Genomic DNA, 12,148 nt, shown 5'->3' on the forward strand with positions numbered 1-12,148 from the left:
AACGAAGCCAACAAAAAACAGCCGATCGGTCTCCCGATCGGCTGTACGTTTATTATTTTGCTGACGCGATAAACTCTTTAAGCGCTTCTTTTGGTTGGAAGCCCATTGTTTTCGAGACAGGTTGTCCGTCTTTGAACATCATGAGTGTCGGGATGCTTTGGATTTGGAAAGCGCCCGCTACTTCTGGGTTCTCGTCAACGTCGAGTTTAACGATTTGGACTTGGTCGCCCATCTCTTGATCGAGTTCTTCAAGAACCGGTGCGATCATGCGGCACGGTCCACACCATGCTGCCCAAAAATCGACGAGGACGACGCCCTCTTTCACTTCTTGTTCGAACGTTTGAGTCGTTGCGTGTTTAATAGCCATTTGGTAAATACCTCCCCAGTAAGATGAGACAGTTCAATTAAGAACTCTCTTGCATTTCATGTTCAGAGTATACCACGGAGGGTAACTTTCCCCAAACGTTATGCCCATCAGCTATTGACGAGGTGTTTTCGGAACTCTTCAGTCAAGAGCGGCACGACGTCGAACAAGTCGCCGACGATGCCGTAGTCGGCTACGCTGAAAATGCTCGCTTCCGGGTCCTTGTTGATGGCGACGATGACTTTGGCGTTGCTCATCCCGGCCAAGTGTTGGATTGCCCCGGAGATCCCGCAGGCGATATAAAGGTCCGGCGTGACGACTTTACCCGTCTGACCGATTTGGAGTGCGTAGTCGCAGTAGTCCGCGTCACACGCTCCACGTGAAGCACCGACCGCGCCGCCGAGCAGTTCAGCGAGCTCTTCGAGCGGTTTAAAACCGTCCTCGCTCTTGACGCCGCGTCCTCCGGCGACGATGACTTTCGCTTCCGCGAGATCGACTTTTCCGGTCGCTTTACGGACGACTTCTTTGACGATCATGGCGAGATCTTTCAATTCGACGGCCGGCGTCTCGACCGACACGCTCGCCCCCGCTTGACGCGGAAGTGCGTCGATGTTGTTCGGACGGATCGTGAAGAACATGACCGAATCTTTGAATTTCACTTTCTCGAACGCTTTACCCGAGTAGATCGGACGGACGAATTCGGCGTCTCGTCCCGAGCCTTCGATCGAGACGACGTCACTGATGAGGCCGGCGTCAAGACGGGCCGCGAGTTTCGGTGCGATATCTTTTCCGAGTGCGGTGTGACCGAGGACGATCATGTCCGGTCCTTCTTGGTCGATGATTTGGCGGAGTACTTGGCCGTAACCGTCCGGCGTGTAATGTTTGAGTCGCTCGTCTTCGATGACGAGGACGCGCGCTGCGCCGTGCTCCCCGAGTTCAGTCGCGAGTGCTTTGACGTTATCCCCAATGACGACCGCCGTCACGTCGTCCGTCAGTTGCTTCGCCGCGGCGATCGCTTCAAATGATACGTTCCGTAACGCGCCTTCGCGCGCTTCTGCGAGTACTAAAGCTTTCATATGTGATGTCCCCCTTAAATGACTTTGGCTTCCGTGCGAAGTAATTGAACGAGCTCGCTCACTTGTGTCGACGTGTCCCCTTCAAGAATACGTCCCGCTTTCTTCTCTTCCGGCAAGAACCGTTTGATCGTCTCGATCTTCGCTCCGATCTCGTCTTCGTCGAGGTCGATGTCTGAGAGATCGAGTTCTTCGAGCGGCTTCTTCTTCGCTTTCATGATACCTGGAAGGCTCGGATAGCGCGGTTCGTTCAAGCCTTGTTGCGCCGTCACGAGGAGCGGCAGGTTGACTTCGATCACTTCTGTGTCCCCCTCGACGTCACGCGTGACCGTCGCCGTCGTGCCGTTGATGTCGAGCTTCGTGATCGTCGTCACGTAGTTCATGTCGAGCAGCTCGGCGACGCGCGGCGCCACTTGTCCGCTACCACCGTCGATGGCGACGTTACCGGCGAAGATGAGGTCTGGTGCTTGGTCTTTCAAATATGCGGCGAGCACTTTCGAAATCGTCACGTGATCCGCGTCCTCGACGTCATCCTCGATCGAGATGCGGACCGCTCTGTCCACACCCATCGCGAGCGCTGTCCGTAGTTCTTTGTCCGCGTCGTCCGGTCCGACCGTCACGACCGTGACTTCTCCCCCGAGATCGTCACGCTTGCGGATCGCTTCCTCGACCGCATACTCGTCGTATGGGTTGATGATGAACTCGGCACCGTCTTCTTGAATCTCCCCGTTCTCAAGTTGGATCGCTTCCTCTGTATCGAACGTACGTTTTAGCAACACAAAAATATTCATGTCAGTTCCCCCTTCAGGTTGTTCGTCCCATCATTCATGAATCAGCATTCATTTTTTGAGCTAGCGAGAGGGCTTACGGTTAAGCAAGCCCTTTTTTCAACATATGGTGTACTTTCGGTAACGTCGACATCAAGTCGTACTTGAAGCCGCTCGCCATCCAACTCGTGACCACTTCATCGATCGTGCCGAAAATCATTTGTCGCGCCAGCCGGTAGTCGAGGTCCTGGTCAAACTCCCCGGTCTCGATGCCGTGCTTGACGACCGCATCGATCAAGTTCAAATACGGCTTCAACACTTCACTGATCTTTTGGCGGAGCGCCAAGTTCGACTGTCTGAGCTCGATTTGCGTCACGACGGCGAGGTCGTAGTCGACCGACAGCTGCTTGAGATGCGACTCAATCAACTGGTACAGCTTGTCGCCTGCCGTCGTCTCCTGCTCGATCTGTTGCTTCGAGTAGTCGATGAACAGGCCCATCTTCGTCTGGAACAGCTCGATCAACAGATGCTCCTTGTTTTTGAAGTACAAATAAATCGTTCCGTCCGCGACACCAGCTTCTTTGGCGATGGCTGTCACCTTTGCACCGTGATAACCATGGTCCGCGATCACTTTCACTGCCGCATCGATAATGCGGTCACTTTTTGATACATTCTTTTTCATAGACACCCATGCTCCTTATTGCTGCAGAAAAATGAATGATGGTTCATTCATTTATTATTCTATCATGTCAAAGAGAGGTGTCAACTGCTTTGTTTCACTTGTTTCGCCTTCTCTTCGTCGACGAGGACGCGGCGCAGGATCTTACCAACGAACGTCTTCGGCAACTCGTCACGGAATTCATACAGCTTTGGTACTTTATACGCCGCGAGCTTCTCACGGCAATGCTTGTCGAGCTCGTCTTCGGTCACATTCACCCCGTCCCGCGTGACGATGAACGCTTTGACCGTCTCACCGCGGTAAGGGTCCGGGACACCGATACAGACCGCTTCCTTGACGGCCGGATGTTCGTACAGCACTTCTTCGATCTCACGCGGGTAGACGTTGAAGCCGCCGGCGATGATCATGTCTTTCTTCCGGTCGACGATATAGAAGAACCCGTCCTCGCCCATATAGCCGAGGTCACCGGTCGCGAGCCATCCATCTTTCAAGACGGCCGCCGTCTCTTCTGGTTTTTGCCAGTAGCCTTTCATGACTTGCGGTCCATTCAGGAACACTTCGCCGATCTCACCGACTTCGGCCAATGTCTCGCCGTCTGCCTTTACAATTTTAGCAGAAGTATCGGATAACGGCACCCCAATCGAGCCGACGATGCGTTTATCCCACAAGAAGTTAGCGTGCGTCACCGGTGACGTCTCGGACAACCCGTATCCTTCGACGATGCGCCCGCCCGTCACGTCTTCGAACTGTTCTTGCACTTCGACCGGGAGTGGTGCCGATCCTGAGATACATGCCTCGATCGACGACAAGTCATACTTTTTCAGTTTCGGGTCGTTCAAGATGCCGACATACATCGTCGGGGCTCCTGGGAAGAAGTGTGGTTTCTTCTTGTTGATCGTCTTCAAGACGTCGGTGACGTCAAAGCGTGGCACGAGAATGAGTTCATACCCGTTCGCCACCCCGAAGTTGAGGCAGCATGTCATGCCGTAGACGTGGAAGAACGGGACGACGCTCAAGACGCGCTTCTCATCACCGCGGTTATATTTATAGAAGAAGTTCGAAATTTGGTCGACGTTCGCCGTCAAGTTGAAATGTGTCAGCATGACCCCTTTCGGCAGCCCGGTCGTCCCGCCCGTGTATTGGAGCACGGCGACGTCTTGTTTCGGGTCGATCTCAATCGGCTTGACCGGTCCAAAGTTTTTGAAGTCCTTGAACGCGACCGAACCCGTCGTATCGATGACGATATTGTTCTCGCGTTTCACTTTGATCGGGTACAGCTTGTTTTTCGGGAATGGCAGGTAGTCGGCGATACTCGTCGTGATGATCGTTTGAATGTCCGTCTTTTCTTTCACCCGGAGCGACTTCGGATAGAGGAGATCGAGCGTGATGACGATCTTCGCGCCGGAATCGGTGATCAAGTTTTCAAGCTCGTGCTCGGTGTAGAGCGGGTTCGTCTGGACGACGGTCCCACCGGCATACAGGACGGCGTAGAACGAGATGACGTACTGTGGACAGTTCGGGAGCATCAGGCTGACCCGGTCCCCTTTTTGCAACCCTCTCGACTGCAACATCGTCGCCAAACGGTGGGCCGCATCATCGATTTGGGCAAACGTCAAATCCTTGCCGATGAACGAGACGGCGGTCCGGTCCGGGAAATCTTTAGCGGCGCGGCTGAGTGCCTCATAGAGTGGTTTCACCTCGTAGTCGATCGTTTCAGGCATGTCAGCTGGATAATCTTGTAACCACGGTTTTTCCATTGATTCTCCTCCTTAGAATGAATAGTCATTCAGTTAATTCCATTATAATGCTAAGAAAACGCTTTCATCTACCCTTTACCCGATAATTTTCAGAAAATATCGAAAAAAAGTGCATGGATTCAAAAATCCATACACTTTAGACGCGTCTGAAGTACGCTTCAGTTTGCTCTTCATTCCCAATTTTTTCATCCAAGCGGGCAATCAACTCTTCTTCTTTCTCGATTGTCGAGAAGTCGATCCCGAGCCACGCCTCCATCTCGGGGCGAGAGAACGCGTACGTCCGGTTCGGGAACGCGAAACGGACGATCTCCGTATTTTGTACGAGCGTGAAATACGTCGCCGCGTTACGGATGGCAAGCCGCTCCTGCTCGATGCGCTCAATCTCCGGATCATGATAACGGACGGTCAAGCCATAGGGACGTTTTTTCGTCTGCAGCTCGATCGACTTATAACAGTCGTGCATCGGCAACGTCTTGGCGATCCCGACGACGGCGTTGATATCGCCGACGTATGTGCCCTCGTATTGAAAGGCACTCGGGTGCCGCTTCGAGGGATCACTACACCCAGAAAGTACAAACAGTAATACGACGAGCACCAGACCGAACCGTTTCATGATACGTCCTCCTTAAGATTTGAGTTGCAGGTTGAAGCGGTAGAGCAGGCGTTTGGCGAGCAAGTGGGCGAGGAAGCCGCCGATCAAGAAGCCGATGACGTAAAGGATGCTGTTCGTCGAATACGCGATATTCGCTAAGATAATCCCACCAAGCATAGCGAAACAAAGTACCATCATCAGATGAACGAACCAGAGCCAGTTCGAGAACATGAAGAAGCGGCCGTTGTTCTCTTGCGGGGCCCGGTTGAATGTAAGGAGTCCGAGTCCAAACGATAGGACAATAAAAGCAAGTACGCTTAATGGAGCAACGGCTAGGAACTCTTGCCACACGCTGTTGTCTGTATATAAGTTATACGTGTCGACGTTAATTGCATTCGCAAGCGGTGAAATCACGCGCAAGAACACACTTTCAATCGCACGTTCGAATACACTATATACGCGCTCTGTATTTTGAGTGAACGATATGACCGATCCTTGAATCAGCAATAAGATGCCGACAGGGAACAATAGTGCGACGACCGACCAGAGCACTTGCGAGATTGCCTCCCCGCCAAACGAACCCATCCATAACGCCAACGAGAAAACAGCAATTCCGGTCAATAGCATAAAACCGACGAGCGCTGCGACTTTCAACGAATGTCCTTCAATTAAGAACGAATAGCGTGACGCATGAATCATCCAAAGCATGAGCGGTCCACCAAGGAGTGTCGAGACGACGATGCCGCTCGTCCCAATCAACCATTTCGATATGTACAACTGGTTCCGGTTGAACGGGAGGGACATCGCAAAGTCAGACATTTGGCTGTTGCGTTCACTGCCAATCAAGACAGACGCCATCAAGAAGCCGAAGATGATATAGAGAAAGATGACTCCAACATACGGGATGAGTGTCTGTAAATCGCCAATCCAGTAACTATATTGCGGGTTGAACAACTCTTCAACTGATGCGTTCGACGCATCACCATTAAACCACTCGGCATACTCGTCCGGATTCATTTGAATGTCCTGAACTTGTTCATCGAACGACTGCATTTGTGTCCACACCGGGAGCGTGTACGCGACAATCCCAAGGAAGACGAGCAAAATCCATAACAACGACACTTGTTTCCAATCTTTTTTCAACAACACGTTAAATGACACTTGCCTCACCTCCTAATTGGACCCGGAAAATGTCTTCGAGCGACATCGGGATCTCTTCGACGAGCATCGGGTCGTGGGCGTCGACGAACGCGTCGAGCTCTTGTGTCCGTTCTTTCGCCATGAACAAGACGACGCGTCCCGTCACGTTGATGATTTCGATATCTTTTCGTTCGAGCAGTTCGACCGGTACTTGGTCGTTGAAGACGACTTGCAGCTTGACGCTCGACTCACGAGCCTCTTCAAGCGACATGATCGCTTTGACCCGTCCCTTCTCGATCATGATGATGCGGTCGGCGATCCGCTCGAGCTCGTGCAGCTGGTGGCTGGAGACGATGATTGAGCAGTTGCGTGCCTCGACTTGGGCGATCATCAGTTTCAAGACGTCGGCCTTGGCGACGACATCGAGTCCATCGGTCGGTTCATCGAGCAGGTAATAGCTCGCTTTGACGGCGAAGGCGAGCGACAGCGTCACCATCGCTTTCTGCCCTTTGGACAACTGACGGATCTTTTTATTACCGATGTTGTAGCGCGTGAGCGTCTCGGTGAACGCCGCCCGGTCGAACGACGGATAGATCGAGGCGTACAAGTCCATCGCCTCGTTGACGGTGTAATGTTTGAGCGCGTCGGCTGAATCCGGAACGAAAATGACGTCCCGCTTCAATTCAGCTTTCTCAAAAATGCTCGATGGCCCGTAGCGGACGTCCCCGGTGTCCGGTCGGATGATGCCGACCATCGTCCGGAGGAGTGTCGTCTTGCCGGCCCCGTTACGACCGACGAGGGCGATGATCTCTCCTGGTCTGACCGAGAAGTCGATTGCATCGAGCACGGTTTGGCGGTCGATTCTCTTACTCAGTTGCTGTACTGTCAGCATGGTTCTCCCCTACTTTCTTATACTCTGTCTCAAATAGCGTCATCGCTTCTTTAAGCGACACGTTTGCGTAATGGCAGTCGATAGCGAGCTTTTGGATGGCTGCGACGACCGGCGCGCGTGACGCGTCTTGGTCAACCCAGTCCATCGAGACGAACGTCCCGCGCCCGCGATGCATCTCGAGCAAACCGAGCCGCTCGAGCTCTTGATACGCCTTGCTGACCGTGTTCGGATTGATGACGAGGTCCGTCGCGAGCTCACGGACCGACATGACTTTATCGCCCGGTCGTAAGATGCCGCGGATGACGAGCGCTTTCGTCTGATTGACGATTTGTTCATATAAAGGTTCTGCACTTTTCATATCGATCTTATATAACATGGGTCACACCCTCTCTTCTAAACGTGGTATAAGTGTATTATATGTATTAGTACACGTAATAGCAATAGTTCTTAGAGGGCATTTTCAGTTTACAGGGAATTGGGAATAAATAGAATACGACTTTGGACCGAGACGGGATTCGGTCTTTTCGGGTACATTGTAGTAGAGGTGAACAGAAAATGAAGAAAAGGTTGTTAATTGGCGCAGTCGGCTTGCTCGTCGCCGGATCGATGTACGGGAGAAGCGAAGCGACGGAGCGCTATACAGACTACATCTATGACACGTACGGGGAGCGTGTCGATGTCGACGTATCACAGGACTGGAAACTGACTGGATACAAGGCGACGTTCAAACTGGAGACGACACCGCTTCGCGGGACGTATTCCGCGCGGACGTATGGGGACGGCTCGATCCATGACGATGTGATGCCCGCCTACTGGGTGAAAGAAGCCGAGACGACGCTACACGACCGACTCGTCACCGCGAACGTCTTGTCACGTGAAGAGACAGTCCGGGCGAACGTACCGGAAAACGCGGTGCGAATGCGCGACGTGACGACAAAGCCTGAACCGACGTCCATCTTCGAATTGAATCCAGAGACGTTTTTAGGCGCCTCCGTCATGCTGCACGAAGCGTGGAACGACACCGCTGAACAGAAACAGCGCGTGCTCGACATCATCCGTCTGCTCGAGGACGACGTGAAGTCGATCCATTTCTCGTTCGACGGGACACCGAACGAGGATGACGACTTCACCGAGCGTTATTTGAACGTGTCACGCACACCCCAATCTGGCGACCCGTCGTTCAATTCACTCCAAACGATCGACGACTTGAACCGCCACGACCGCCTGTATGGGTTTGACAAGACGACGTTCATCAGCGAATACCGATTTGATGGGACGAAAATCGAGCGAGACACTGCTGACTAATCCGGTAGTGTCTTTTCTCGAGTCGTCTTGCTTTACAGACAGCGGTCGACTTGCTAACATTTGACTTGTCAATGATTGATGAGTCAAATATGAAAGGTGGGACGCAATGGAGCTACGAGAGATGAGCCGGTTGCTATACCAAATCAAACTCGCCGACCAGCGCGTCGCGACATCGTTCGAGCGTGAGACAGGTTTCAGCCTGACCCGCTACGAGATGCTCATGATCGTCAACGACAAAGGCGTCTGCTCGCAAAGCGAGATCCAACAAGAGATGAAGATCGACAATGCGGCGATCACCCGTCACTTGAAGATCCTCGAGGAGAAAGGCCACGTCAGGCGGGAGCGGAACGTCGCGAACAACCGCGAAGTGTTCGTCCGCTTGACGGAGACGGCGGCACGCGAGTTGCAGCACTGTGAACAAAACCATGATCAGACGAACCATTTGATCGCCAAAGTATTATCGGAGTCGGAGATGCAACAGCTATCCGCCCTATTACAAAAGCTAAATACTATTTGAACAGAGAAAGAGGAGATTACCCATGGCAACTACATTTGAAAACAACACATTAACAGACGTAATGCTCGACAGAAAGTCGATCCGCGTCTATGACGAAACGGTCAAAATTCCACAACTCGAAATGCTCGAAATGATCCAAGAAGCGACGACGGCTCCGTCGTCAGTCAACATGCAACCATGGCGCTTCGTCGTCGTCGAGAGCCCGGAAGCAAAAGAGACGCTCAAACCGCTCATCCGCTTCAACGTCCGTCAAAACGATACATCGGCCGCGATGCTTCTCATCTTCGGTGACATGGAATGCTACGAGCTCGGCGAAACGATCTACGATCAAGCCGTCGCTGAAGGCAAGATGCCGCAAGAAGTACGCGACCAACAACTCGACGCTATCATTCCTTACTACAAAAACTTGTCGAAACAAGAGATGAACGACATCGTCAAAATCGACTCAAGTTTGGCTGCGATGCAGTTCATGCTCGTCGCCCGTGCCCACGGTTACGACACGAACCCGATCGGTGGGTTTGAGAAAGACCAGCTCGCAGAAGCATTCGGAATGGACAAAGACCGCTACGTACCGGTCATGATCCTCTCAGTCGGTAAAGCGGCAGAAGCAGGTTACCAATCGGTCCGTCTCGACGCTGAAACAATCACAAACTTCAAGTAATCGGAGGAATTCAACATGATCTTAGTCAACGCCATTTTTGATGTGAAAGAAACAGAATTCGAAAGCTTTCTAGCCGATATTAACAAACTCATCGACTCGTCGAAACAAGAAGCAGGCTGCTTGAGCTATGAGCTCTATCAGTCGACGACGTCAGAGAACCGGTTCGTCATGATCGAGAACTGGGCCGACCAAGCGGCAATCGAAAAACACAACCAAAACCCGGACTTGATCGCCTTCGCCCAAAACGTAGCCAACTACGTGACGGCGAAACCGGTGCTCCATGTGACGGAAGTCAATTGACTACTAGAAATGCCTAGGATTTCAACATATCCTAGGCATTTATTTTTTAGACATTTGGTTTATTCACATTTTCTGTCTTAACATTGTATCGTGTACATTTACACCTCCTTCCTGTGCTAATAAATTTGCTAGGTGTTATATTGATGACTCTTCCACAAGTCTTATGAAGAAAGTCTATTTTTGTAGTTGCTCCATTATATTCTTCTAGTGGTATATATTCATCACCTACTAGTTGCTTTACTTCCTCGATAAATTGAGCATTACTTTTTGTTTTCTTTTTTGCTATTTTTTTCTTACCACACTCGGGACATCCAGTTTTTTTGCGATGATATATAGGTGCATCCCATTCAAAACCACATAATTTGCATAACCACCATGCACGTTTGTCACTACCTGAAGTCACATCGTATGGAGTTAACCCATTATTTTTTGTCGGATGCCATTCCATCGCAATTAAAGGGACAGAGACTGCTAAGCAATTTTTTTCTGTAGTAGTTTTATTTGAGCATGCAGGACAGCCAGTTCTTTTAAAGTTTTTCGAACCTTTTCTTTTGGCCACAGTTGTTCTCCAAGCATAGGCACATTTAGAACATTTCCACCAGATTAACTTTGCAGAACCTGCTACCACATCATTAGCAGTCAGTTGATTATTCTTTGTTGGATGCCACTCTTTTGCTAAATTTGGGTCAGTGGTTGCAAGACAGTTAGATACATCAACTATCTTATTGATACATACTAAACAATTTTCTTGTTTATCAGTAATTTTACTACGATATTCATGCCCTTTTTTACATTTCCACCATACTTTCTTAGATGAATTTTTTGTGAAATTAAATGGTTTCATTTCACCGTTTTTGAAAGGATGCCATTGCTCAGCAATAAATGGATGAGTTTTTTCGAGGCTGTTTTCTGCTCTCTTCAACTTTAATTTTTCCTGAATCATTAAGCTGTCATCCTCAATTTTGATACTTTGTAACATATACAACTTTTGAATTTGTTGTTCGTTTAAAACAAAATTCTCCAACAAGTATTGAGCGATTTTCCTTATGACTTCTTCTAAACTTAAATAACTGTAAGAATCAAAACGGTGTATAATTTCAACACCTTCTTCAATGAACTGTGGCAATTTAGGTTCACGAATCCTCAGTAATTTCATGTTATTTTCTAGTAATAAAAAGGATTTGCGTGAATCTCTTTCCATTTTATCTTTATGTGCATATTCGCCATCATATTCAATAGCAAGTTGTAATGAAAGAATAAATATATCAACAGTCATACGTCTTTTTGTAAATGGTAGAATATATGCGTTCACAATGTCCGTGAAAACGGGGGTAAGATAAAAGTGTATTGCTTGCTCTGGGAAGGATGTTTGAAATCCAGACATGCATTTAGGACATTTTCTTCCATCTGTCACTCGATTTCTATTGTTTATTGTCGCTCTCCATTCATGATCGCAAGTCGCACATTTCCACCATACTTTTTTATTTGACTGTGGCAGCACATCCTGAGGTAATAGAGACTCGTTTTTTGTAGGATGCCATTCTAAAGCAAGATTCGGATTTTCGATGGCTAGATTTTTCACTAGACTAACTTTTTTCCCAGCACAAAATGGACAGCCCTTGCTTCTACTCTCACTTCTAGCCCTACTACCTACTTGAGCTTCCCACACGTGGCTATCATCTTTAGAGCACTGCCACCAAACCTTTTTTGGACTTTTAGACGTAATTAATTCCGGGGATAATTTTCCGTTTTTAGTGGGATGCCATTCAGATGCCAACTCGGGATTTATTGTTAACAAGCAATTTTCTTTGGTTGGGTATCTTCCACTGCAATATGGACATCCATCGTTTCTCTTTGTACGATTGTTTATGTTTGCTTGCCATTCATGACCTTGCTCACATATCCACCAAACTTTCCTGATACTCCATCTACTTATTTCGTGTGGTAAAAGCAATACATTTTTTTCATAATTCCATTCCTTGGCTATGTCTGGACATGCAAATGAAAGATTGTTTTCTTTTCTAGGTTTTTGAGTCATATGTACCTCTCAATTTTTTAAAATTTAAAATAGCCTGATAAGTATCCTCAACAATAGTGTATA

General features: G+C 49.4%; 14 protein-coding genes. 4 read left to right on the top strand and 10 right to left on the bottom strand.

Annotated features, from left to right (window positions below; genetic code table 11):
• Nucleotides 1-52: 52 nt before the first annotated feature.
• From trxA to EVJ23_RS07310, 9 genes are all read right to left on the bottom strand, one after another.
• Nucleotides 53-367 carry a thioredoxin gene (gene trxA / locus EVJ23_RS07270; RefSeq protein ID WP_070327741.1) on the bottom strand — a complete coding sequence of 105 codons (315 nt, stop codon included), beginning with the start codon at nucleotides 365-367 and terminating at the stop codon, nucleotides 53-55.
• Nucleotides 368-474: 107 nt separating this feature from the next.
• Complete coding sequence (locus EVJ23_RS07275) at nucleotides 475-1,440, bottom strand: electron transfer flavoprotein subunit alpha/FixB family protein (RefSeq protein ID WP_131457438.1); 966 nt, start codon at nucleotides 1,438-1,440, stop codon at nucleotides 475-477.
• 14 nt (nucleotides 1,441-1,454) lie between these two features.
• Nucleotides 1,455-2,228, bottom strand: a complete 774-nt coding sequence (locus tag EVJ23_RS07280) for an electron transfer flavoprotein subunit beta/FixA family protein (RefSeq protein ID WP_070327743.1) — start codon at nucleotides 2,226-2,228, stop codon at nucleotides 1,455-1,457.
• A 79-nt stretch (nucleotides 2,229-2,307) separates the two neighbouring features.
• On the bottom strand, nucleotides 2,308-2,886 hold the full coding sequence (locus EVJ23_RS07285) for a fatty acid metabolism transcriptional regulator FadR (RefSeq protein ID WP_070327744.1): 579 nt from the start codon (nucleotides 2,884-2,886) through the stop codon (nucleotides 2,308-2,310).
• Nucleotides 2,887-2,966: 80 nt separating this feature from the next.
• Nucleotides 2,967-4,640: an AMP-binding protein gene (locus tag EVJ23_RS07290; RefSeq protein ID WP_070327745.1), complete on the bottom strand. Its 1,674-nt coding sequence runs from the start codon at nucleotides 4,638-4,640 to the stop codon at nucleotides 2,967-2,969.
• A 136-nt stretch (nucleotides 4,641-4,776) separates the two neighbouring features.
• A complete protein-coding gene (locus tag EVJ23_RS07295; RefSeq protein WP_131465517.1) occupies nucleotides 4,777-5,253 on the bottom strand; it encodes a DUF4825 domain-containing protein in 477 nt (158 codons plus the stop codon).
• A 12-nt stretch (nucleotides 5,254-5,265) separates the two neighbouring features.
• Nucleotides 5,266-6,393, bottom strand: a complete 1,128-nt coding sequence (locus EVJ23_RS07300; RefSeq protein ID WP_131465518.1) for an ABC transporter permease subunit — start codon at nucleotides 6,391-6,393, stop codon at nucleotides 5,266-5,268.
• Nucleotides 6,383-7,264: an ABC transporter ATP-binding protein gene (locus EVJ23_RS07305; RefSeq protein WP_131465519.1), complete on the bottom strand. Its 882-nt coding sequence runs from the start codon at nucleotides 7,262-7,264 to the stop codon at nucleotides 6,383-6,385. Before EVJ23_RS07305 ends, EVJ23_RS07300 begins: the two co-directional genes overlap by 11 nt.
• Complete coding sequence (locus EVJ23_RS07310) at nucleotides 7,239-7,622, bottom strand: GntR family transcriptional regulator (RefSeq protein ID WP_236641225.1); 384 nt, start codon at nucleotides 7,620-7,622, stop codon at nucleotides 7,239-7,241. Before EVJ23_RS07310 ends, EVJ23_RS07305 begins: the two co-directional genes overlap by 26 nt.
• A 197-nt stretch (nucleotides 7,623-7,819) precedes the next feature.
• On the opposite strand from EVJ23_RS07310, the gene EVJ23_RS07315 reads away from it, so the two are divergent.
• The 4 genes from EVJ23_RS07315 to EVJ23_RS07330 all read left to right on the top strand — a co-directional run bounded on the left by EVJ23_RS07315 (nucleotide 7,820) and on the right by EVJ23_RS07330 (nucleotide 10,047).
• The gene (locus tag EVJ23_RS07315; protein ID WP_131465521.1) at nucleotides 7,820-8,569 is read left to right on the top strand and encodes a hypothetical protein; all 750 of its coding nucleotides are present in this window, start codon (nucleotides 7,820-7,822) and stop codon (nucleotides 8,567-8,569) included.
• Between the two features lie 106 nt (nucleotides 8,570-8,675).
• Nucleotides 8,676-9,086 carry a MarR family winged helix-turn-helix transcriptional regulator gene (locus EVJ23_RS07320; RefSeq protein WP_131465523.1) on the top strand — a complete coding sequence of 137 codons (411 nt, stop codon included), beginning with the start codon at nucleotides 8,676-8,678 and terminating at the stop codon, nucleotides 9,084-9,086.
• Between the two features lie 22 nt (nucleotides 9,087-9,108).
• Complete coding sequence (locus EVJ23_RS07325) at nucleotides 9,109-9,747, top strand: nitroreductase family protein (protein WP_131441010.1); 639 nt, start codon at nucleotides 9,109-9,111, stop codon at nucleotides 9,745-9,747.
• Nucleotides 9,748-9,762: 15 nt separating this feature from the next.
• A complete protein-coding gene (locus tag EVJ23_RS07330) occupies nucleotides 9,763-10,047 on the top strand; it encodes a putative quinol monooxygenase (protein ID WP_131465525.1) in 285 nt (94 codons plus the stop codon).
• Nucleotides 10,048-10,093: 46 nt separating this feature from the next.
• Here EVJ23_RS07330 and EVJ23_RS07335 read toward each other — a convergent pair whose 3' ends face one another.
• On the bottom strand, nucleotides 10,094-12,085 hold the full coding sequence (locus EVJ23_RS07335; protein ID WP_131465527.1) for a zinc-ribbon domain-containing protein: 1,992 nt from the start codon (nucleotides 12,083-12,085) through the stop codon (nucleotides 10,094-10,096).
• Nucleotides 12,086-12,148: the final 63 nt, after the last annotated feature.

The organism is Exiguobacterium sp. SH1S1, assembly GCF_004337245.1.
GTDB classification, from domain to species: domain Bacteria; phylum Bacillota; class Bacilli; order Exiguobacteriales; family Exiguobacteriaceae; genus Exiguobacterium; species Exiguobacterium aurantiacum_A.